Source organism: Marinobacter sp. SBS5, assembly GCF_048285575.1.
In the GTDB taxonomy this organism is placed as follows: Bacteria; Pseudomonadota; Gammaproteobacteria; order Pseudomonadales; family Oleiphilaceae; genus Marinobacter.
Window position 1 is genome coordinate 613,371 of record NZ_JBLWAZ010000003.1, and the last position, 21,958, is coordinate 635,328.

The 21,958-nt window shown below is 54.0% G+C and carries 17 protein-coding genes; 9 read left to right on the plus strand and 8 right to left on the minus strand.

The features are described from left to right. Positions 1-73: 73 nt before the first annotated feature. The 3 genes from ACNQ6O_RS09905 to ACNQ6O_RS09915 all read right to left on the minus strand — a co-directional run bounded on the left by ACNQ6O_RS09905 (position 74) and on the right by ACNQ6O_RS09915 (position 4,312). Positions 74-1,024 (minus strand): DegV family protein, encoded by a 951-nt coding sequence (locus ACNQ6O_RS09905; RefSeq protein ID WP_418053049.1) that lies wholly within the window; start codon positions 1,022-1,024, stop codon positions 74-76. 191 nt (positions 1,025-1,215) lie between these two features. Next, positions 1,216-2,592 carry a solute carrier family 23 protein gene (locus ACNQ6O_RS09910; protein ID WP_418053050.1) on the minus strand — a complete coding sequence of 459 codons (1,377 nt, stop codon included), beginning with the start codon at positions 2,590-2,592 and terminating at the stop codon, positions 1,216-1,218. Between the two features lie 91 nt (positions 2,593-2,683). Further along, positions 2,684-4,312 (minus strand): acyl-CoA synthetase, encoded by a 1,629-nt coding sequence (locus ACNQ6O_RS09915; RefSeq protein ID WP_418053051.1) that lies wholly within the window; start codon positions 4,310-4,312, stop codon positions 2,684-2,686. A gap of 146 nt (positions 4,313-4,458) precedes the next feature. Between ACNQ6O_RS09915 and ACNQ6O_RS09920 the strand changes: the two genes are divergently transcribed. Continuing rightward, positions 4,459-5,955 (plus strand): sensor histidine kinase, encoded by a 1,497-nt coding sequence (locus tag ACNQ6O_RS09920; RefSeq protein WP_418053052.1) that lies wholly within the window; start codon positions 4,459-4,461, stop codon positions 5,953-5,955. Continuing rightward, a complete protein-coding gene (locus ACNQ6O_RS09925; RefSeq protein WP_418053053.1) occupies positions 5,948-6,598 on the plus strand; it encodes a response regulator transcription factor in 651 nt (216 codons plus the stop codon). Before ACNQ6O_RS09920 ends, ACNQ6O_RS09925 begins: the two co-directional genes overlap by 8 nt. Here the strand turns inward: ACNQ6O_RS09925 and ACNQ6O_RS09930 are convergent. Next, positions 6,595-8,010 carry a PLP-dependent aminotransferase family protein gene (locus ACNQ6O_RS09930; RefSeq protein ID WP_418053054.1) on the minus strand — a complete coding sequence of 472 codons (1,416 nt, stop codon included), beginning with the start codon at positions 8,008-8,010 and terminating at the stop codon, positions 6,595-6,597. The two genes, ACNQ6O_RS09925 and ACNQ6O_RS09930, sit on opposite strands and share 4 nt — an antisense overlap. 210 nt (positions 8,011-8,220) lie before the next feature. On the opposite strand from ACNQ6O_RS09930, the gene ACNQ6O_RS09935 reads away from it, so the two are divergent. From ACNQ6O_RS09935 to ACNQ6O_RS09950, 4 genes are all read left to right on the plus strand, one after another. Beyond that, on the plus strand, positions 8,221-8,490 hold the full coding sequence (locus ACNQ6O_RS09935) for a hypothetical protein (RefSeq protein WP_418053055.1): 270 nt from the start codon (positions 8,221-8,223) through the stop codon (positions 8,488-8,490). A gap of 32 nt (positions 8,491-8,522) precedes the next feature. Beyond that, positions 8,523-9,329: a PhzF family phenazine biosynthesis protein gene (locus ACNQ6O_RS09940; protein ID WP_418053377.1), complete on the plus strand. Its 807-nt coding sequence runs from the start codon at positions 8,523-8,525 to the stop codon at positions 9,327-9,329. 47 nt (positions 9,330-9,376) lie between these two features. Then, positions 9,377-10,567, plus strand: coding sequence for an NAD(P)/FAD-dependent oxidoreductase (locus ACNQ6O_RS09945; RefSeq protein WP_418053056.1), 1,191 nt, complete (start codon positions 9,377-9,379; stop codon positions 10,565-10,567). Positions 10,568-11,081: 514 nt separating this feature from the next. Next, on the plus strand, positions 11,082-13,097 hold the full coding sequence (locus tag ACNQ6O_RS09950) for an LTA synthase family protein (protein WP_418053057.1): 2,016 nt from the start codon (positions 11,082-11,084) through the stop codon (positions 13,095-13,097). A gap of 70 nt (positions 13,098-13,167) precedes the next feature. On the opposite strand, the gene ACNQ6O_RS09955 is transcribed toward ACNQ6O_RS09950, so the two are convergent. The 3 genes from ACNQ6O_RS09955 to ACNQ6O_RS09965 form a co-directional block, all read right to left on the minus strand. Then, positions 13,168-14,727, minus strand: coding sequence for a phospholipase D family protein (locus ACNQ6O_RS09955; protein WP_418053058.1), 1,560 nt, complete (start codon positions 14,725-14,727; stop codon positions 13,168-13,170). Positions 14,728-14,742: 15 nt separating this feature from the next. After that, the gene (locus ACNQ6O_RS09960) at positions 14,743-15,594 is read right to left on the minus strand and encodes a universal stress protein (RefSeq protein WP_418053059.1); all 852 of its coding nucleotides are present in this window, start codon (positions 15,592-15,594) and stop codon (positions 14,743-14,745) included. 77 nt (positions 15,595-15,671) lie between these two features. Next, a complete protein-coding gene (locus ACNQ6O_RS09965) occupies positions 15,672-17,159 on the minus strand; it encodes a SulP family inorganic anion transporter (protein WP_418053060.1) in 1,488 nt (495 codons plus the stop codon). A gap of 324 nt (positions 17,160-17,483) precedes the next feature. On the opposite strand from ACNQ6O_RS09965, the gene ACNQ6O_RS09970 reads away from it, so the two are divergent. The 3 genes from ACNQ6O_RS09970 to ACNQ6O_RS09980 all read left to right on the plus strand — a co-directional run bounded on the left by ACNQ6O_RS09970 (position 17,484) and on the right by ACNQ6O_RS09980 (position 21,235). After that, positions 17,484-18,764 (plus strand): MgtC/SapB family protein, encoded by a 1,281-nt coding sequence (locus ACNQ6O_RS09970; RefSeq protein WP_418053061.1) that lies wholly within the window; start codon positions 17,484-17,486, stop codon positions 18,762-18,764. Between the two features lie 133 nt (positions 18,765-18,897). Further along, positions 18,898-19,680, plus strand: coding sequence for a co-chaperone DjlA (gene djlA, locus ACNQ6O_RS09975; RefSeq protein ID WP_418053062.1), 783 nt, complete (start codon positions 18,898-18,900; stop codon positions 19,678-19,680). 133 nt (positions 19,681-19,813) lie between these two features. Next, positions 19,814-21,235 carry an amidase gene (locus ACNQ6O_RS09980; protein WP_418053063.1) on the plus strand — a complete coding sequence of 474 codons (1,422 nt, stop codon included), beginning with the start codon at positions 19,814-19,816 and terminating at the stop codon, positions 21,233-21,235. Here the strand turns inward: ACNQ6O_RS09980 and ACNQ6O_RS09985 are convergent. Further along, on the minus strand, positions 21,232-21,951 hold the full coding sequence (locus ACNQ6O_RS09985; protein ID WP_418053064.1) for a pseudouridine synthase: 720 nt from the start codon (positions 21,949-21,951) through the stop codon (positions 21,232-21,234). The two genes, ACNQ6O_RS09980 and ACNQ6O_RS09985, sit on opposite strands and share 4 nt — an antisense overlap. Positions 21,952-21,958 lie beyond the last annotated feature (7 nt).

Below are 21,958 nucleotides of genomic sequence, written 5' to 3' on the forward strand. Positions count from 1 at the left end.
AGCCGTCAGCGTTTGCCAAAATTACCAAACACCCAGTCAAACAGAGCCAGTCGGATCAACTGGCTCGAGATTACTACTGAAATGCCTGAAACGTATGAGGCTCAGCCGCCAGACACAGGCATATGCTTCCGGGGCCAACATAAATAGAACTGGTAATTCCCATTTGCGACAACAGCAGCTCAACCCCATTACGCTCACAACTCTCACGCAAGCGATCAAGTCCGGGCAACGCTTCAATTTCTTCCCAACTCAGCCCGCAAGACATACTCACATACGGCGTCAGTAGTCCTGCCTCAATACGACCGATGGCATAATTCATTACCCTCTCAACGGCCACATCGAAGTTAAGGGTTTTCGCCACCGGCTTACCTTCCACCCCTTGCCCAAAAATCACCGGCGTAAGATTTAGCGCTTTACCCAAAAACGCGGCAATGGCCGAAACACTTTTATCGCCTCGGCGTCGAGCACGTTCGCGAATGTAATGGAGATCCCGCGGAATAACGCAGGTGAAAATGTTATCGGCAAAATTTTCGACTTCGTATTTCAAGGCATTCTTTGAGACTTTTTGCTCAATCAGCTTTAGCGTATGAGCCGCCAGTAACCCTTGCCCGGCAAAGATCTGTTTGCTATCGATTACCCTCATGGAAAACTTGCCCGCACGACCGGACGCCTTCCGGGCAACTTCGTAGTTCGCCATTACTGAGTGCATTGCGTCACTGGCATTCTGGTAAATCAAACTGCGGCTGCGTGTAACCGTCTCACAGATCGCAATATCGAATTCGGTGACGATCTTTTCCATAAACAGATCGTGTATCTGTTTAACAGAAAAAGCCTCTGTTTCGGCATGATGCCCTTTTTCCAGCAAGCCACTCCGATAGAACTGCTGAGTCAGCACCGGGTCATGAGTATCTATGTAGGTTTCACCATTAATAATGGCGGTTACGGGCAGAATAAACAGACCGTGTTTCGAGGCAAACTCGTGGGGTAAATCACATGCAGAATCAACTATTAAGCCTACTCGCATATTGCACTTCTCCGGAATCAGGCGGCCCTATGCCGACACGCCCTTTTTTATCATTATTGTTTGAGTGCATTAGTGTCACATATGTATAGAAGCATTACAGCCGCCAGAATAGGCCAAAAAAAAGGGAGGCACTAAGGCCTCCCAAGGACACACAGGGGTTGATGCCGCCGTTGCTACCAACGGCGTCAGATTTAGTGTTCTTCGGCTATTTCGGCTCCCGGCGCTTCCGGGTCTGAAGTGAAGCCAAGAAGCCGCGTACGCTCAATCAGGAAATACAGAACGGCACCGGTTGCCAGCCCCCAACCCGCACCGTAAACCGCGAGTACCACGCCCATGGTGCCTGCAATACCGCGCTCAGTGTTGTTCTCCAGTTGCTCAAGGCCCACCATCAAACAGATGTAACCAGTCAGCAGCAGGGTCAACGACAACGCAATTGGCAGCACAGGCTGAAAGAAACTCACCAACGGAAGCACAAACAGAGCAATAAAACCGGTGATCCAGAAGGTTCCGCCGCCGCTGTAAATGGAATCCATCGCGTTACGTCCATACTTATAACGCTCAGCCATAGTCGCCGTAACCGCCGTCCAGATCGGGCCCGCCAGACCGGGATAAGGCGCAAAGAAAGCATGGCCACCGTTACGCAGTGCCGTTACGAGATGGGCCCGGTCGATACTGTTATCGATGTCTTCGTCTTTACGCAGATGGTCCACCCGGCTCATCAGCGACTGCCCTACCACTATGTCGCCAAAAGCAATGACGTAGGCGATCACCGCGGTCGGAATGGCATACAAAAAGACGTTCATGTCAGGAAAGCCAACGGTAAACGGCAAGTAGTTCCAAAGCTGGTCAAACGCCGGTTTGGTAATACCCCACTGCACGTCGGGTACGGCGTACTCACCGGTGGCAAAGCCAACCAAAATCGCTACAACCATGCCCGGCACCATGCCGTAGTTGGCAATCTTTCGGGCCAACGCACTCTTATCGACAAAACCTTTGAACGACACCGAAAACATCAGATACAAGCACACCAGACCGCCAACAATTAGCGAGATCGGCGTATTCGCCAGTCGACCGCCTGCTTCGATTTCACCCATCAGAGCCGCGATACCGGCGCCAATGATGATGCCGCCTTTCATGGAACGGGGAATCCATTCAACCAGTTTGCTGCCTAAGCGGGTTACGCCCAGAATCAAGAAGATCAAAAACACCAGGAACTGCAATGCAAATAGCGCCTGAATGGCTTCGGGGCCTGGTTCGTAATCCGACAGGAACAATAACACCACGGGAATACCCGGGGTAATCCAGCCCGGAACCAGCGGAACACCCAACAACGCAGGCAACATAAAGCCGATGCCACAGATGACCACGTAGGCCAGCGCAACGTCGTAAGGGACGCCCAGATATTTTTCAAGAAGAGGAATCATGGCAAGGCTGACCACGAACATGATCAAAGCCTGCACCATCTCCGCGAATTCCCAGCGATAGTGAACAAATGGCAGGCGAACTTTGAAGGGGCCGGCCGGCCAGTACGGCTGTTCATCACCATTTTTTCTATGGAATAGCTGCATTACAGTACCTCCAGACACTCCGGTACGGGTGCCAGTCAATGTTGTTTTTGTATTGAGGTTCGGCTGCGCCTAGGCGCAGCCTTTAGCCTAATTAGCTCAGCTCTTTGGCCTGATCCCGAAGCACAAACTTCTGGATTTTGCCGGTCGAGGTCTTGGGGAGATCCGTGAAGACTACGGTTTTGGGGACTTTAAACCGAGCCAAGTGCTCGCGGCAGAAGGCGATGATGTCTTCCTCGGAAACATCACCCGCTTCTGGCTTCAGGGTGACGAAGGCACAAGGCGTTTCGCCCCATTTTTCGTCTGGCCGAGCAACAACGGCCGCTTCCATAATCGCAGGGTGGCGGTACAGAGTGTCTTCCACCTCAATGGTAGAAATATTCTCACCACCGGAAATGATGATGTCTTTCAGACGATCCTTGATTTCCAGATAACCGTCTTCGTGCCATACCGCCAAGTCGCCGGTATGGAACCATCCGCCACGGAACGCCTCTTCCGTCGCTGTCGGGTTCTTCAGGTAGCCTTTCATCACGGTGTTACCGCGCAGGAAGATTTCACCGATGGTTTTGCCGTCTTTGGGTACCGGCTCCATCGTATTGGGATCTCCCACCATAGTTCCGCCCATGGTGTGGTAACGCACACCTTGGCGAGCTTTCAGCTTGGCGCGCTCATCAAGCGGCAGCTCATCCCATTCGGATTTCCAGGCACAGACGGTGACCGGGCCGTACACTTCAGTCAGGCCGTATACGTGCGTGACCTTGATACCGAGCTCTTCGATGGCACCGATAACCTGAGCGGGGGGCGCCGCACCGGCGGTCATGGACTTCACCTCGTGATCGATACCAGCCTTGGCTTCGGGTGAGGCATTCAGCAGCGCGTTCAACACAATCGGTGCACCACACATGTGGGTAACCTGGTGATCGCGAATCAACTGAAGGATTTTTTCCGGGTCAACCCGGCGCAAGCATACATGCGTGCCGGCCATCGCAGTAATGGTCCAAGGGAAGCACCAACCATTACAGTGGAACATTGGCAGAGTCCAAAGATACACAGGGTGCATACCCATGGACCAAACCGCCTGATTGCCCAACGCGTTAACGTAGGCGCCACGGTGATGATACACAACGCCTTTGGGATTACCGGTGGTGCCGGAGGTGTAATTCAGGGAAATCGCTTCCCACTCATCTGCCGGGAAACTCCACTGAAACTCGGGATCCCCTTCCTGCAAGAAGGCTTCGTAATCGAGATCACTAACCTGGACACCTTCACCGTATTCGGGATCATCGACATCGATCACCAACGGCTTGTTTTTCAGACCACTTACGGCATCTTTGATCACCTCGCCGAACTCACGGTCCGCAATCACCACTTTCGCTTCGCCGTGCTCCAGCATAAAACCGATAGCTTCAGCGTCCAGACGCACATTCAGGGTGTTCAAAACCGCACCGATCATAGGCACTGCAAAATGACACTCCACCATCGCCGGAATATTCGGCAACATAACCGCGACCGTATCGCCCCGATGAATGCCACGACCTTTCAGGGCCGACGCTAAACGGCGACACCGATCGTAGGTTTCTGCCCAATTCCGGCGGATAGCACCGTGAATGATTGCCGGATAATTCGGGTAAACGCTGGCAGTGCGTTCGATGAAATCAACGGGGGATTGGACAGCGTAATTCGCGTCCCGAGGCGCAAGGCCTTCATCAAAGATCGAAGTCATGTGTGTGGTCCTCATATTCTGGTGTTATTTTTATGTCGTCTACGGTGGAAAGGTTAGACTGGTTATTCTTTCTATTGATCAAATGGTAGATGACAGAATTATTGCTAGAAATTACACCATAGTATTATAGGGTATATTCTATAACCATGAGTAGCTCCACAACCCCAAAGGGCTTCGTGCATTTGCTCCCTCAAGACCCAAGCCCATCTTTTATTGTAGATGCTCAGGCAAAAGTGTTAGCAGCAAATCCAGCAGCTCAAGCCCTCCGGCCCAAAAACACGGCAGAGTACGCGGGAGTCCTGCCCGTCAATGCTGGTGCTCTTATCAAATCAGCACTAGGCCAGAACCGGGTAATCGATCAGGTTGAATCCAGAATCGGTGCCACCATTTTGCTGTGGTGCTTCATTCCGGACGATGGCACTCAACAGGTATTGATCCGCGGCCGGGATGCCACTGCAGACATCCGGACCCACGAAGAAGCAACCCGCTCAAGCCGCCTTTATCGACTGATTACAGAAAACACCACCGACTTGATTTCACGGCATGCGCCGGACGGTCGCTTTATCGACGCGACACCCGCGTCATGGCGTTTGTTGGGATATTGGCCCGAAGAATTGCGCGGGCAACGTCTGGAAGATATTTTTACCGGGCACCAAACGGACACCTTGTTTACCGAAACCCGGCAAAAACTTCGCGACGATGGCTACGCCACCATGACTCTCGAGATCACACATAAAAATGGTGCCCGCCGATGGCTGGAAATTGCCAGCCGAGCCATTCGCGAAACCTACACGGGCGCCGTGGTGGAAGTCATCAGCGTGTCGCGGGACATCACCGGCCGAATAGAATCGGAAGAACAGAACCGCTTACTGGCCGACGAACTGGCCCACACTGCCCGGTTGGCCACGCTTGGCGAACTGGCCTCCAGCATTGCCCATGAGATGAACCAACCACTGGCATCCATCGTGAACTTCGCCAGCGCGAGCCAACGCTTTCTAAAAAAACGCGACCAACAACCGGAACAATTGTCAAAAGTGGATGACGGCCTCCAAAAGATCATTCACCACGCCAATCGCGCCTCCGAGGTCATCAAACGGCTGCGCGCCTTTTTACGAAAAGGCAAAAAGAGCATGGGCCCGGTGGCTCTCAACACCGTTATTACCGAGGTCACCCGCCTATGCCAATGGGAGGCCGACAAACATGGCGTGAGAGTATCTAAACAGCTCGCCCAAGAAGGCCCGGTGATCACCGCTGATCCCATACTGCTGGAGCAAGTACTGATTAACCTGATTCGAAATGGCATTGAAGCGAACGTTGACGCTAGCCGCAGCAGGCAAGGTACCGAACCGTCAAAAATTCTGGTCAGCACTCTCATCAATGATCAAAATGAAACCCTGATTGTGGTAACTGACGAAGGCCCTGGTCTCGATGAAGAAGGGGTACGGCAGATGTTCCAGCCGTTTTATACCAGCAAACCCAAAGGGCTTGGCTTGGGGCTTTCCATGAGCCGTTCTATTATTGAGGGCTTTGGCGGATTTCTGGATGCCTCGCCCGCAGAGACTGGCGGCCTGTCACTGATCTGCCGTTTCCCGAACACTCACAGCACCAACGCAACACACAACCCGGAGCCTTTAGATGCCTGATATCGCTTCTTCTACAACCAACACCGTGTACGTCGTAGACGATGATGCAGGCATGCTGGAATCAACTCAGTGGCTGCTCGAATCCGTAGGGCTTCAGGTGAAAGCATACAGTGATGGCCGACAGTTCCTGAACGACGTGCACGATAGCCGCCCCGACTGCGTTGTGCTGGACATCCGTATGCCCGGGCTCGGCGGCTTGAATGTTCAGGAAGAGCTGCAAAAACGGGACATTGATGTACCCATCATCTTTGTTTCCGGCCACGCTGACGTTCCCATTGTTGTCCGGGCCTTCAAGTCCGGTGCGTTCGACTTTATCGAAAAGCCTTTCAATGAACAGCTGCTGCTGGACAGCATCCAGCAGGCGATGCAGACCCCGAACGCTCCCGAGAGCCAAGTCACGGTCAGCCGCGACGCGGAAGCGCTCATCAGGACCCTCACCCGCCGCGAGCGTGACGTTTTTCTTCCTTTGGCGCAGGGCTACACCAGTCGGGAAATTGCCGAACAGCTTGGGGTCAGCGTGAAAACGATTGATCTTTACCGCGCCCGGGTAATGAAACGCCTTGGTGCCGACCGGCTTCCGGACGTCACGGGCATCGGGATTGCGGCTGGCTTGTTGAATCCGGAGGGTTTACGGTCTGGCTAACCTGTTTGTTCCGAAACTTCATGGGCGAGCACGCCTAATTGCATAACTGCTGTTTCAATACGCTCAGTCCATGGGTTAGCACCATTCAACCGAAGGCAATTCTCGAACTTATTCGTCGTCGAAAACATCAATCCAGGGGCGACGTTTATGCCTTCAAGGCGGGCACGCTGATAAACCTCAGTGCCCGAAATGCCTTCCGGCAACTGAACCCAGAGCACAAAGCCTCCGGATGGCCGGCTAACGGCTGTACCTGCCGGAAACGACCGGGCCACCGCAGAACGCAACCTCTCCACCCCTTCCCGATAGTTCTGGCGCGCATGGCGCAGATAACGATCGTAGCCGCCCTGCTCAAGAAAGTGCGCCATCGCTAATTGCGGTAATGTAGAGGTCGCTAAATTGACAAAATATTTGTGCTGCCGGGCACCAGCCATGTGGCGCCCGGGAATCATCCATCCCAAGCGAAGGCCCGGAGACACCGTCTTGGAAAATGAACTGCAATAAATAACATTACCTGAACGGTCAAAGGCTTTTGCAGGGCGCGGTCGTTCTCCGGTGTGGTAGAGGTCCCCGTAGATGTCGTCCTCAATCAAGGGCACACCAGCTGCATCGAGCATCGAGACAAGCTGTAGCTTGCGTTCGTCGCTCATTCTGGCCCCCATCGGATTGCTGTGGTTTGGTACTACTACACAGGCTTTCAGAGGCCACTGTTCAAGCGCTAACTGCAATCCTTCGAGACTCATACCTTCTGAGGGGTGGGAAGGGATTTCGATGACACGCAATCCCACCACATCCAAAGCCTGCAGGATGCCCGGGAACGATGGAGACTCCACTGCGACTATATCTCCAGCCTGTGTCACCGCTCGAAGAGCCAGGATAATTGCCTCCTGAGCGCCGTTTGTTGCCAACACATCATCCGGGGACACTGGCACCCCGATTGTTGCCATGCGCTGAGCAATCTGACGCCGGAAGCACGCTTTTCCCGGGAACGCGTAATCCAGAGTTTCCAGCCCCCTACGGGCTGCCCAAATCGTACTTTGCTGTATTTGCCGGACAGGCAGGAAATCCGGGTGCGGAATAGCCGATGCCAACGGCACCATCTGTTTCTTTTCATCGGCGCATAAATCCAAAGCCATTTCCCGCGCTGAAACAGGAACCGGCCGCGCTCGCTGATCAGGCATGCTGGGCTCGGGCACATCGTGGCTTGGCGGGCGAACAAAGTAGCCACTTCGTTCCCGCGCCTGAAGAAAACCTCGAGCTTCCAATGTTTGGTGGGCTTGCAGCACGGTCGAAATACTCACGCCAAACTGACGGCTAAGCACTCTGACCCCGGGCAAGCGATCGCCCGCCCGATAAACACCGTCGTTGATCAGCGCCTGTAATTGATCGGCTACTTGGTTATAAAGCGCACCCATGACTGCCCCCTGCTCGATAGATTACTGCGTTATATCGTTTATTGGATCAGAACACCTGATAAAAACGACAGTACAGATCCACCACTTTGATGCAGCACAGATAACGCTCATCGAAAACTGTACCGGTTCAATAACAACTTATCTGAATCTGTTCTGCAAACCCATCCCAACAGACAATAAAAGTCGATTCACAGAAGAAGGAGTTTCAGGATGAGCAGCACAGGTACACGACAACCTCGACCGATCGAGGCGGGCTATCCCCGGATTCGCCGAAACCGCAAGGACGTACTAGGACTATCGGAAACCAGCAGCGTTGACGGTATCAACCTACTACAGGATTACCAAAGACTTGCCCGCAAAGGCTTTAGCGTTACCCAAAATGAACCGGCACACTGGATCATTCGGGGCAAAACACCACTACCCGAAATCCATTGCTACAGTGAATCAGAGGTACATCAGTTCACGGTAAACAACGGGTGAAAGAATCCAATTCCAATATGACAGGGCAAACCATGCAAACCCCGATCTACCAGATTGACGCCTTTACCAACAAACTGTTCGCGGGCAACCCAGCTGCGGTCATGCCTCTTGAGCGCTGGCTGCCAGATGCGGTTTTGCAGGCCCTTGCTGCAGAAAACAACCTTTCGGAAACAGCATTTTTGGTACCAACTCCGGAACGGGAAGGCTCCGACTTTCACATTCGGTGGTTCACGCCCATAGCGGAAGTACCTTTGTGCGGCCATGCAACCCAAGCGGCCGCCTGGGTGGTATTTAATAAGCAGGAATGGCCCCAGGACAAAGTGTGTTTTCAGTCAAAGTCAGGGCTATTGTCTGTTTCCCGGAGGCCGGACGACTCTCTCGAGTTAGACTTTCCAAACCTGGAATACGAGCCCTGCTCCACCCCAGAATTGATTAAAGCCGCAATGCCAGAAGCACCCAGCGAAGCTTTCTTTGTTCCCAACGACACCAATTACATGGTTGTGATGGCTTCAGAGGCGGAGGTTCGGGCGGCAGCCCCGGATCTTCAGTCACTCACGCGGCTAGGCAATCAAGGGTTGATCGTGACAGCTGCGGGTGATCAATGTGATTTTGTCAGCCGATATTTTGCTCCTGGTGTCGGCATCGACGAAGACCCTGTTACCGGCTCCATTCACAGCGTGCTAACCCCCTATTGGGCCCAGCAAACGGGCAAAAGCTCCTTAACCGCCCGACAACTCTCTAAACGTGAGGGCAATCTGCACTGCGAGCTTCGCGGCGACCGTGTGGCAATCTCCGGGCACGCCGTCTTCTTCATGGAAGGTTCCATACAGCTGCCCTGAGACTGATATACTGCCCGCCGGTTTTTTTTAGCAGTGGCGGGCAGGCAATGGCAGCATCTTCATCACACTACGACGTTATCATCATCGGCGCAGGCGCAGCCGGGTTGATGTGTGCGTCCACCGCCGGCTATCGCGACCGCAAGGTGTTGGTGGTGGACCATGCCAATAAGCCCGGGAAGAAGATTCTAATGTCGGGCGGCGGCCGCTGTAATTTCACCAATCTGAACAGCACACCGGCAAACTTTCTTTCCGACAACCCGCATTACTGTATTTCTGCGCTGAAGCGCTACACCCCGCAGGATTTTTTGGAGCTGGTGGATCGCCATGGCGTGGAGCATGAAGAAAAAGCGCCGGGACAACTATTCTGCAAGACCAGCGCGAAAGACATTCTTAACGTGCTGCTGACCGAATGCGAATGGGCGGGAGCAGAAATCCGCATGGCCACGTCAATCACGCAGGTTCAGCCCTCCGGCACCGGCTACAAACTTAAAACCAGTTCGGGTACTCTGAGTTGCGAATCGCTGGTGATTGCCTGCGGCGGCCTCTCCATTCCCACTATGGGCGCGACCGGGTTTGGTTACGAGCTGGCCAAGCAGTTTGGCCTGAGCGTTCTGCCCACCCGTGCCGGCTTGGTGCCCTTCACCTTGCATCCGGAGCTTAAGCAGCAGCTGGCGCCCTTATCGGGGGTTAGCTGCCCGGTAGAAGCTCATTGTCACAATCAGCGTTTCAAGGAGCCTATGCTGGTCACCCATCGAGGCCTCAGCGGGCCGTCGATGCTACAGGTCTCCAGTTACTGGCACCCCGGCGATGAGGTTCACATCAATCTGCTGCCTGCACAAAAAGTTCAGGAAGACCTGTTTACTTTACGAAAGAGCAAACCTCAATCAACCATAGCCCAGTACCTGAACCAACACCTGCCGAAGCGCTTTGCCCAAGCGTTCAACGAGCTTCAAGGCTGGAGCCGACCGCTGCAGGAATACCGAAACGTAGAACTCGAACAGGCTGCTGACAAGTTGGGGAACTGGACGGTAAAACCCGCCGGCACAGAGGGATACAGAACGGCCGAAGTCACTTTAGGCGGTGTAGATACCCGACAGTTATCTTCAAAGACCATGGCGGCGCTGGAGCAGCCCAATCTGTACTTTATTGGAGAAGTCGTGGACGTGACTGGACACTTGGGCGGCCATAACTTCCAATGGGCCTGGGCATCCGGCGTGGCCGCAGGTAACACCGCCTAAACCGTGGCCTAGAATAATTCGAATTTAGACAATCGTAATTGTTTTCATACAAACAAAATTCATTAATAAGTAGCTTTTGACATTTCCGATGGGTCAGTTTTTCAGGCGGGTCCGTGTTAGGAGTGCATCCGAAATGCAACGAAGTCCTGCCTTGATGTAACTTCTCGATCCTGTCTCGATAACAACCCCTGACCTGTCTCTACGCGCCCCAAGGCAACATGAATGGAGTTAAGTCCACGATTGGGTCTCAAGCATCGCAAGAACTCATCGTGCAATTTTGAGAGTCGCCTCAGCTCCACCACGTCATCACATTCATCATGACATCGGCCAGTTTTACTGGTTTGGCAACCTACATTGACCCGCGGTACACTAACCGCTTTCTATAGATTGGCTCAGACGTACTTGCTTGTCATGCATAACGTCTCCGGTGTTCGATGTCCGTTACCATGCGCAAGTCTGTGGTTGAGCCGGCTATTGATTTCTTGCCCCTTAATGCGTGTTGCCCTATCCCCAGATGAAATACCAATCCCGCTTTCGTCAGCTGTCATTTTTTTTATTCAAGTGCTTTCTCTTTTCCTTCAGCATACTGTTGGTTTCACGCTACCTGTTTTTTATGCATATACAGGATGTGTTGCCAGAAACAGGGGTTGATGATGACATCTGGAGGGCTTTCTTTGTTGGCGGGCGTTTTGATGCCAAGGTAACTGCGATTGTCTATTCCCCCCTTTTGTTGAGTGGCCTTGTCGCCGCCGCGTTTCATGTTGCTCACCAGGGCTGGTTAAGGTTTGCGATCGGCTACCATACGGTAGTAGCAGCACTCTATGTGCTCGGGTGTCTATGCAATTTCTATTACTACACGACCTATGGCACCTATATTGACCTGTTTGTTTTTGGGCTATGGGAAGACGACTCCGCCGCCGTCCTTGTCAATATCTGGGAAGACTACCCCGTGGTGCGTGGTTTTCTGGTGGCGTTCATAGTTGGTGCGCTGGCCTACCTTACTTCCCGGTGGTTCCTCCACAGTCCGTTGGGCCGATTAAATCCGCAAACCTATTGGCACTGGAGCGTTACTTCACTGGCGGTAGTCGCTATTTTCCTGTCCACCTTTGTGACAGCGCGAGGAACACTCGATAGCCATCCCCTTAAGCGCTATCACGCCAAGGTTTCCCAGTACAAACCGCTGAATATGATCACCCCGAATGTATTCATGGCACTGGACTGGGCGACTTCTGATTACCAGGAACAGCGGCGCTTTGAGCCGGTTTCTGAGACCGCACTGAGCGCCCAGATGGAGAAAGTCCTTGGCCAGCCAAATCCGGTATACCGCACGCCGGAAAACAAATACCTCCAACAGAACCCGGCCCATGTAGTTGTGGCTATGATGGAGGGAATGGGCATGAATATTTTGGTGGAAGACAACCCCCCAGGTAACGACCTGCTAGGAAGCCTTCGCCCCCATTTCGCAGACGGCTTTCTTTTCCAGCGCTTTTTGGCGGGCACTTCCGGGACGATCGACAGCATTGTAATGACACTGTTTCATAGTCCCGTGGCGACCATCAGTCATTCCTCCGCCCAGTATACCGCCTTGCCAGGTTCTGCTGTTCTCCCCTACAAGCAGGCAGGCTATCAAGTGGCGTTCCTGTACGGTGGAAATGGCATGTGGCGTAACCTGGCTAACTACCTGCCTGTGCAGGGGTTTGACCGTGTCTATGATGAAAATGACATTATTGAAGCGATTCCAGAGGCGGCTGAATATTCAGGTACCTGGGGCGTGCCTGATAGCTTTCTGTTCCAGTTTGCCAACAAGGTAATGGAAGAGGCGAATAAGCCCACCCTGCTCTTTATTATGACCACCACCAATCATTCGCCGTACAAGGTGCCGGAAAACTATGAGCCCGGGCCGACTGAGATCAGCGATCGCTTTGCCGCCAGGACCGAGTATGAGGGCGAGCAGGCCAGGGTGCTTCTTGAGACGTTTCAGTACGCCTCTGATGCGCTGGGTCAGTTCATCAAACGTATCAAGCAGTCATCGACTCTGCGCGACAAGACTATTATTGCGGTAACCGGCGATCACCGCGTGCGGAACCTGAGTACAGATGAGCCCACGGAATATGGTCTTAGCTATGCGGTGCCATTCTTCCTGCACGTGCCGGACCGGATCCTTGAAAACACGCCACATAGGTATGATCCGATGCGCATCGGGTCGCACCGGGATATTTTTCCGACGCTGTATCATTTCAGCCTGTCAGACCGTGACTATATTACCCTCGGTGGCGAAAACCTGCTGGACCCGGACGGGGTAAGTAACGTGGGATTCAACGTGAAGCGCAGTATCAATGAGCATGGCGCGTTCAGCAATGACAAGTCCGGACTGTTTTATCCTTGGCAGGAAGATACCCCCCTGTTCAACCAGCAGCAGCCGGAAGAGAGCCGGCCGTTCGATGCTGGATGGGCAGAGGAATATCATCGATTGATGGATTATTACCTTCGCTCCCAGTTACTACCCACGAGTAACCCTAGTGGTTCATAGAGCTACCCTGCAAATGTCGAAGACAGGGCGGATTACCGCCCAGCACCCCATTGCGCCGGGCCTAAGCCTCTTACAGATACTTTTCCAGCGGCAGCCAGGACAAGAACCGGGATTTCGCGCGGCGCCAGAACCCCACATCCGGTTCATGATCAACCTGTTGATCTGACGACTGCCACGTTAAATCACCGCTATCATCCAAGGTCACATGCCAGCTGTTTTCCGGCGTCATGGAATGACGGATATCATCACCAACGGCTTTGGCAAGCTCCGGGCTCTGAATGATCAGCACCGTTTCACCGTTCAGGTAGATGGAGCGAAGATTCACATTGAGCGAGCCAATGAACAAGGTATCGCGATCAAACACAACGGCTTTTGAGTGCAGGCTGACTGCTCCGTTTTCGCAGGCCGCTTCATTACCCACCCAAATTTTACAAGCTCTAGCATCAGGCCTAAGTTCGTAGAGCTCGATGCCGTTCTGAAGCATCTCTTCACGCCATCGGGCATAAGCAGAATGGTTGCTCACAAGATCATTGGAGGCCAGTGAGTTGGTAATCGCCAATACCGAAAGCCCCGGCTTTACCACCTCGCGCAAATTCTCGAGCTGCTCGTCGGCCAATACGAAATAAGCCGACTCCACCAAAATTTGCGATTCGGCTTCCGCGACCAAGCGGTACAAGGCTTGCGCAGTTTGCTTCGGTGAATCTGCCGGGCCTGACGGGTCTTCCGGCGGCACGTCATACACCAATTTGGCCGGTGCTTGAATCAGGTCGGCGAAGCGAGCCTCCAGAAGTGCGTCCGCCGTCTCATGCCCTTGGGGCGGAGTCGCTTTAAATGCTTGAGCCTGAGCCGTTTCGTTGATCAAGCGCGAGCGGGTACTGGCTGCCAGTTCAGGGTTCTGTGGCTGGTAAATCTTTTCTAGCGGATACGACCACTGGCTGTTCCAGTAGGCTTCAAAGTTATCAGTCATCTCGCCAACGAGAGGCCCCAGAGCCATCACGTCCCGATCCCGAAAGTTCAGCGTATGATGCGCGTCAAAATACTCGTCACCGATATTCCGGCCCCCCGCTATGCCGGCGTAGCCATCCGCCACAAAGGTTTTGTTGTGCATCCGCCGGTTGATGCGGTCAAAGTCCAGAATCAGCGACAAAAAGCGGCCAACACCACTGCGCGAACGAGCCGGATTAAAGATGCGCACACGAATATTGGGATGGCCATTCAATACTGCGAATAAAGATTCGTTACCCGCGACATTGATATCGTCCAGCAATAGCCGAACCGTAACACCTCGTTCTGCCGCTGCAACCAAACGGCCTGCTAAATACCGTCCAGAGGTATCGTCATTCCAGATGTAGTATTGGGCATCGATAGACCGACTGGCCGACTCAATCAGCGCCGCACGCACGGTGAACGCATCGCGCCCAGTATTGAGCAGCAGAAAACCTGTATCCGGCAGATCAGCGGATAAATGCTTTTCCGCCTGCTCAGTAAAGAAAGAGTCAGGAGCCAGCCCTTTTGCCAGGGCCGGATCATGCTTAACCGGCTTTAACGCAGAGGCACACCCCGCCAACAATCCGAACAGCAGCCACAGACCCAGTGACTTAATGATTGAAGTCTGCAGCTTGCTGGGCATGGCGAAGTTCCCTGATTAGCGAAGAACAACCAAAGGCTTGGTTGCGGATTTCAGCATGGTCGTTGTGGTGCTGCCCACCAGGAACTGGCGAATGCGAGAATGACCGTAAGCACCCATAACCAGCATATCGATACTCTGCTCTTCCTGGTAGGCATTCAAAGTGGGCTCGACATCGCCCTGACGAATGGCCAGAGTAATGTCCACTTCCAGCCCAGACAGCATGGTTTCAGCTTTCTTCAGCTGTTCCCAGTTGTCAGCCGTATCAGCACCTACCATCACCAAGTGCAGCGGTATGCCGCGCAAGACCGGGCTAGCCGCCAGCATTTCCACACCTTTGAACGCAGTTGCGCTGCCGTCAAACGCCAGCATGGCGGTTTTCGGCTCGGAGAACTCGTCAGGCACCAGCAGAATCGGGCGCTGCACGCTGCGGATAACGGTTTCCAACTGGCTACCGATGTGCAGGTTACTGTCCGAGCTGCTCTCACCGTGCAAGCCCATCACAAACAACCGGGTGTCTTTCTCCAGGGCAACCAAAGATTCCGTCAGATTGCCGTGACGCTGACGTTTAATGACTTCACTCGTGCCCGAATCTGTGACTCGGGTTTCAGCTTCGTCCAGCAAGTGGTGGCCATGTTCTAGCGCCAGCTTGGAGCGCTTACGATCCAGCTCTGCCAACTCAGTAAGCAGCTGCTCACGGCTGCCCAAGCCAATATTGCCGGCCAGATCCGGCTCGGACGGATAACGCTCGTCATCCAGAACGTGCAACAGCATCAGGGGTGCTTCCATGTGCCGGCTGGCCCAGGCTGAGTAATCGCATACAGCGTGCACTGCTCTGGAACCGTCGATACAGGCTACTACTCTCAACATGTCTGCCTCGCCTTGGTCAAAATTCTGTTTGTTATTATGGCATTGCCCATCCGCGTTTGCGTTGACATCGGCCATTGTCAGTGCCCCATCAGCTGATCTACAGCTTCGGGCTTATCGTGTACACCGAACCGGTCGACAATCGTAGCGCTGGCTTCGTTGAGGCCAATCACCTCTACATCGGCACCTTCCCGGCGGAATTTGATCACAGCCTTATCCAAAGCACCCACTGCGGTGATGTCCCAAAAGTGGGCGCGGCTGAGGTCGATCACGACATTGTCGACCGCTTCTTTGAAATCAAAGGAGGCTGTGAACTTTTCAGACGAACTGAAGAACACCTGCCCAGTTACCGTGTAGCGACGGGTATTGGTTATTTCGTCCAATTCAGAAGTCACCGCCATGTAATGGCCGACTTTGTTGGCGAAGAACAAGGATGCCAACAACACACCCGCCAACACACCGAACGCCAGGTTGTGGGTTGCAACCACGACCACAACCGTCACCACCATAACGATGTTAGTCGAAAGCGGATGGTCCCGCAGGTCCTTGATGGAGGTCCAGCTAAAGGTACCGATAGATACCATGATCATAACGGCCACCAGCGCGGCCATTGGAATCTGTACCAACCATTCATCCAGCACCAACACCATCACCAGCAAAAACACACCCGCTGTCAGTGTGGACAAACGGCCACGACCGCCCGATTTAATGTTGATAACAGACTGGCCAATCATGGCACAACCAGCCATACCGCCCAACAGGCCAGAGCCGATGTTGGCAATACCCTGCCCCTTACATTCGCGGTTACGATCACTGGTGGTATCGGTCAGGTCATCTACGATGGTTGCGGTCATCATGGATTCCAGCAAACCAACGACAGCCAGACCGGCCGAATACGGCAGAATGATCATCAGCGTTTCGAGGTTGAACGGCACGTCTGGCCACAAGAAAATTGGCAGGGTATCCGGCAGTTCACCCATATCACCAACCGTACGGATGTCCAGGTTCAACAACATCGCCACAGCGGTCATGGAGATGATGCACACCAGAGGAGACGGGATCAGCTTGCCCACTTTGGGCACGTACGGGAACAGATAAATAATACCCAGCCCGGTCGCTGTCATGGCGTATACGTGCCAGGTCACATTGGTCAGTTCCGGCAACTGAGCCATGAAGATCAGAATCGCCAGCGCATTCACAAAGCCGGTCACCACCGAGCGCGACACAAAGCGCATCAAACTGCCGAGCTTGAGGTAACCGGCCGCTATCTGAAACACACCCGTTAAAAGTGTGGCTGCCAACAGGTACTGCAGGCCATGATCTTTTACCAAGGTCACCATCAGCAACGCCATAGCGCCGGTCGCGGCCGAAATCATACCGGGGCGACCACCCACGAAAGCGATAATAACGGCAATACAGAACGACGCGTAAAGCCCGATTTTCGGGTCCACACCGGCAATAATCGAGAAGGCAATGGCTTCGGGGATCAAGGCCAAAGCCACAACAATGCCGGACAGCAAGTCGCCTCGAATGTTCGAGAACCAATCTTGTTTTAGAGAGTTCACCATGGTTGGGGATATCCAGTTACACAGAGAGAAAAGAAACAGTTACTTTGCGCAGACATAACAGCGCACAGAAAACCTCGGGAAGCCGTTGAGCAATCCTGGCCAGGCCCTGCGAAAAACACATGAAGCACTAAAATGGAAGTGGCGCCGCATCAGGCGAACTTCGCTTCATTTCACGTCAGGTTACTACAATTTTTGGGGCGCGAAGCTTACCAGAAACCGCCAAAAAAAGTAACAAACCCCACAACCATGCAGGCCAAAGGTGCCCTCACCCGCGGTAATTGCCTAGAATGGAATACAACGACTTATATTGACCGGAAAACCTGCATGGATGATTTAGCAAGCCAGTTTATTGCCTCTAACCAGACTGCCATCCGCCTCGCGTTAGCGTTGCTGCTTGGAGCCATCATTGGCCTGGAACGAGGCTGGGACGCCAGAGAACAAAAAGCCGGAGAGCGCATTGCCGGCATCCGAACCTTCTCACTGGTGGGCTTCCTTGGTGGCCTATCCGCGCTACTGGCCACCGAAATTACCGTTTGGGCGTTTCCGGCGCTCCTTTTATGCGTCGCTGCCATCGGGCTGGTCGCTTACCGCGAACGACTGACCCACGTTCGCAACTTTAGCATTACGGGCCTGATTGGCATGCTACTGACCTTTTGCTTTGGTGCAGTGGCCGTTGCCATTGATCCGGTGATCGCGACAGCCGCGGCGGTCATCACCGCCCTCATTCTGGATAACAAAAAAGAAATTCACGGCTGGGTCAAAAAGCTGCAAGCCCATGAACTGGACGCGGCGCTCAAGCTGCTGCTGATTTCCGTGGTCATGCTGCCACTGCTGCCGAACGAGAGAATGGGGCCTGGGGGCGTACTAAACCCCCGGGAAATCTGGTGGATGGTGGTGATGATTGCTTCTATTTCCTTTGTCGGCTATTTCGCTATCCGCGTTGCCGGCACCCACAAAGGCATTTTATTCACCAGCCTGTTCGCCGGCCTCAGCTCCTCGACTGCACTCACCTTACATTTTGCCCGCCAGTCTAAACAGAACCCCATACTCAACCCCCAGTTCGCAGCGGGCATTCTGATCGCCTGCGGCACCATGTTTCCACGCATTCTGGTTTACTGCTTGATCATCAATCCCGCGTTGCTGCCTACGTTAGTCGCCCCGGTACTCGTGATGACCGTTTTTCTGTACGTTCCTGCTCTGTTCATCTGGCGAACAAGCTCCAAGGAACAACAAGTCAGTCAGCCCACATTGTCACAAAATCCCCTAGACGTGGCTTCAGCATTGCTCTTTGGCTTCTTGCTCACCGCCATATTGCTGCTTGGCGAGTTTCTGAAGGGCGCTTTCGGCGATGCGGGTGTCTATGCCTTGGCGGCCACCTCGGGTATCGCCGACGTCGATGCCATCACCCTCTCTCTAACCCGCATGTCCAATAACGGGCTCGGCATGGAAGCCGCGGTTCTCGGTATTGTCGTTGCGGCAGCCGTCAACAATTTGGTGAAGTCTGGCATTGCCTGGGCCATTGGTAACCGGCACGTAGGCATTCTGGTCGCAGGGCCGATGACGCTTTCGCTAGCGGCGGGCTTACTCACTGCCTGGATGCAGTAGCATGTTGGTGTACGGCCCGGACGTTTTAACCTCGGATATGTAACAAACCAACCAAGGATGAAAGCCTGTTCATGAAGCCGTGACAAAAAACCCGTATATTTCAGGGATTGATGATTACTTAAAGGAACTCTGAATGCTGTTCGCAATAATCTTTGGTGGCCTGATCGGTTACACCTTCGGTCGCTTCCCCGGCTTTTTGATCGGCGCAGCCATCGGTGCCTTTCTGTATCAGCGTTTGAAAAGCAAGCTGGTCGGCGGCCTGCAAAACATCCAACAGAACTTCATAGAATCGGCATTCTCTGTCATGGGTGCCCTGTGCAAGGCCGATGGTGTTGTCAGCCGCGATGAAATTCAAATGGCTGAAACCATGTTTGTGCGCTTTCGCCTTAACGAAGAGCAAAAGGCCATCGCCAAAGCAGCGTTTAACCGCGGTAAGCAGCCGGATTTTGATTTGGACGCAGCGCTGCAGCAATTTTTAGCGGCCTCTGGCCGACAGCCGGCCCTGCTTCAGATGTTCCTTCAGATTCAGGTATCGGCAGTGGCAGCTGACGGTCAGGTTCACCCGGCCGAACATGAAATGCTGCTGCGAATTGCTAGAGGGCTAGGCCTACCAGAAAGTCAGGTTGATCAACTTGAGGCCATGTTGCGCGGAGCCCATGCGGGCCAGACCGGCAGCAGCTCTAACTATTCCACCGGACAGCAGCTGGACGATGCCTACAAAGCGCTTGGGGTTTCGCCATCGGCATCTGACGCCGAGATCAAACGGGCTTACCGCAAACTGATGAGCGAGAACCACCCGGATAAACTCGCGGGCAAGGGGCTGCCTGAAAGCATGCGTGAAATGGCCGAGGAGCGCACACGGGAAATCAGCCACGCCTACGATGTCATCAAGGAAGCCCGCAAAAAAGCGTCTTAAACACCGAGATGTTGCACGTTCCACAAAATTCACCGGTCATGCAATGCACCGTGACGACATACCTGAAATGACATGTCGTCACGTTTCAAGCTGAGTTATGGTCTAGGTCCAATAAAAACATCTGGAGTACTGAATGGACCACAAGCAACCTGCCCCCTTTCACTGCTTTAGGGACGATGCGCTTGGCTCGTCGGACGCGACAGAGCTTGCCGAAAGAATTCGCCGACGCGAAGTATCAGCGGTAGAGGTTGCTGAAGCGGCGATCGCAAGGTCCATGCAGGCCCAAGCCGCGCTCAATGGTGTCGCTACCGACAACTACGAGCAAGCACTGAAACACGCAGCTACTGTGGACGCCTCACAAGCTCCATTCGCGGGTGTACCCACTTTTATTAAAGATAACCTAGATGTAAAAGGTCTACCCAGTGGCCACGGCTCTGAGGCGGTGCCACTCAGGCCCGCCAAGTCGACCAGCCCGTTTGTTAAGCAGATGCTCGCCCAAGGTTACATCTGTCTAGGCAAGAGCACCCTGCCGGAATTTGGCTTTAACGCCTCCACCGAGTTCGCCAATGGCGAACCTACACGGAATCCATGGAACCTTAAATATTCCTGCGGCGCATCTTCCGGCGGTTCGGCGGCCATGGTAGCGGCCGGTGTGGTGCCGATTGCACACGCTAACGATGGCGGCGGCTCCATTCGCATCCCGGCCGCCTGCTGCGGCCTTATCGGCTTGAAACCGACCCGCGGCCGTGTAGTACTTAACGATTCCGCGAAAAGTATGCCGGTGGACATTGTCAGCGACGGCGTGGTGACTCGCTCGGTGCGCGATAGCGCCGGTTTTTTCGCGCACGCGGAGCAGTACTTCTATAACCAGAAGCTACCCAAAGTGGGGCATGTTCAGGGCCCCGGAAAAAAGCGCTTGCGGATAGGTTTGGTACTGGACTCCATTAACGGCCACCCGACAGACGAAGACACCCGCAAGACCGTTGAGGAAACCGCGAAATTGCTGGAAAAGGCCGGCCACATTGTCGAGCCCATGATGGTTCCCGTGGCGGACTCCTTCCCCAACGATTTCGCATTGTATTGGGGCATGTTGGCCTTTGGCATGAAGCTTAAAGGCCACAAGATCCTTCACCCCGATTTTGATAAGCGAAAGGTAAACGGTTTAACCGATGGCCTGGATCGCAGAACACGGAAACAACTCTGGAAGTTGCCCGGTGCTATCTGGCGCCTGAAGCGTTCCTGGCATGATTACGCCCGCGAGATGGCCGATTACAATGCGGTACTAACGCCGGTACTCGCACACACAACTCCGCTGCTCGGCCACCTGAGCCCCACCGTGCCGTTCGACACGCTGTTCGATCGGCTGACCCAGTACTCAAACTTCACGCCTCTAGCCAATGCCTCCGGTGCCCCGGCTATTTCAGTGCCCATGGGCATGACCGACAACAACCTACCCATTTCGGTACAGTTCATGGCCAAACATGGGGACGAACGCACGCTGCTTGAGCTAGCCTATACACTGGAAGCCGAGCACGGTTTTCCAAGCCTGGGCTAAACCACCGGAAAGATGCTCAGCACGTCCTGAAAGCTCTGTTCTGGCGGCGCTTTCAGGGCAACCTCCTCGCCGGTCACCGGATGCCGAAACCGAAGCTCCGTGGCCGCCAACAGCAGCCTTCCCTGCCCGAACCGCTCCGCAAAGTAACGGTTATGGCGTCCCCTTCCGTGATTGGCATCCCCGATGATTGGGTGGTGTATGTGCTTCATATGTCGGCGCAGCTGATGCTTCCTTCCGGTTTTCGGGTATAGCTCTACCAGGCTATAACGGCTGGTGGGGTAACGCTCAATTTCGACGGGCAGCTCGGTGGTTGCCAGTCTTCGATAATGGGTTAACGCCTCCCGTATCGGCTGCTCTTGCCCCTTCAATCGGCGGTCCTCCGGTTCGTCCCTCAAGGGGTGATCAATCACACCGGATTCCGGCGTCCAGCCTCGAACCACCGCCAGATAGGTTTTGGAAACCTCCCCCGCCATCATCGCCTGCCCCATCACTCTTGCAGTGTCAGGGTCTCGAGCAAAAAGCAGCACACCAGACGTCGGTCGATCCAGCCTGTGGATAGGATACACGTGCTGCCCGCCATTCAGCTCCCGGGCGTATTGCAGCGCAAACTCGGTTTCGTGTTTGTCGATGGGACTACGGTGCACCAACAGGCCCGAGGGCTTGTGGACAGCTAAAAGCCATTGATCGCGATAAATTTCAAAAAGGGGGTTCAGCATTTTCATC

Bases quoted from the DNA above. Each gene is read 5' to 3' on its own strand.
- ACNQ6O_RS09905 (WP_418053049.1), bottom strand. From the start codon at position 1,024: ATGCGAGTAGGCTTAATAGTTGATTCTGCATGTGATTTACCCCACGAG.
- ACNQ6O_RS09910 (WP_418053050.1), bottom strand. From the start codon at position 2,592: ATGCAGCTATTCCATAGAAAAAATGGTGATGAACAGCCGTACTGGCCG.
- ACNQ6O_RS09915 (WP_418053051.1), bottom strand. From the start codon at position 4,312: ATGACTTCGATCTTTGATGAAGGCCTTGCGCCTCGGGACGCGAATTAC.
- ACNQ6O_RS09920 (WP_418053052.1), top strand. From the start codon at position 4,459: ATGAGTAGCTCCACAACCCCAAAGGGCTTCGTGCATTTGCTCCCTCAA.
- ACNQ6O_RS09925 (WP_418053053.1), top strand. From the start codon at position 5,948: ATGCCTGATATCGCTTCTTCTACAACCAACACCGTGTACGTCGTAGAC.
- ACNQ6O_RS09930 (WP_418053054.1), bottom strand. From the start codon at position 8,010: ATGGGTGCGCTTTATAACCAAGTAGCCGATCAATTACAGGCGCTGATC.
- ACNQ6O_RS09935 (WP_418053055.1), top strand. From the start codon at position 8,221: ATGAGCAGCACAGGTACACGACAACCTCGACCGATCGAGGCGGGCTAT.
- ACNQ6O_RS09940 (WP_418053377.1), top strand. From the start codon at position 8,523: ATGCAAACCCCGATCTACCAGATTGACGCCTTTACCAACAAACTGTTC.
- ACNQ6O_RS09945 (WP_418053056.1), top strand. From the start codon at position 9,377: ATGGCAGCATCTTCATCACACTACGACGTTATCATCATCGGCGCAGGC.
- ACNQ6O_RS09950 (WP_418053057.1), top strand. From the start codon at position 11,082: ATGAAATACCAATCCCGCTTTCGTCAGCTGTCATTTTTTTTATTCAAG.
- ACNQ6O_RS09955 (WP_418053058.1), bottom strand. From the start codon at position 14,727: ATGCCCAGCAAGCTGCAGACTTCAATCATTAAGTCACTGGGTCTGTGG.
- ACNQ6O_RS09960 (WP_418053059.1), bottom strand. From the start codon at position 15,594: ATGTTGAGAGTAGTAGCCTGTATCGACGGTTCCAGAGCAGTGCACGCT.
- ACNQ6O_RS09965 (WP_418053060.1), bottom strand. From the start codon at position 17,159: ATGGTGAACTCTCTAAAACAAGATTGGTTCTCGAACATTCGAGGCGAC.
- ACNQ6O_RS09970 (WP_418053061.1), top strand. From the start codon at position 17,484: ATGGATGATTTAGCAAGCCAGTTTATTGCCTCTAACCAGACTGCCATC.
- djlA (WP_418053062.1), top strand. From the start codon at position 18,898: ATGCTGTTCGCAATAATCTTTGGTGGCCTGATCGGTTACACCTTCGGT.
- ACNQ6O_RS09980 (WP_418053063.1), top strand. From the start codon at position 19,814: ATGGACCACAAGCAACCTGCCCCCTTTCACTGCTTTAGGGACGATGCG.
- ACNQ6O_RS09985 (WP_418053064.1), bottom strand. From the start codon at position 21,951: ATGCTGAACCCCCTTTTTGAAATTTATCGCGATCAATGGCTTTTAGCT.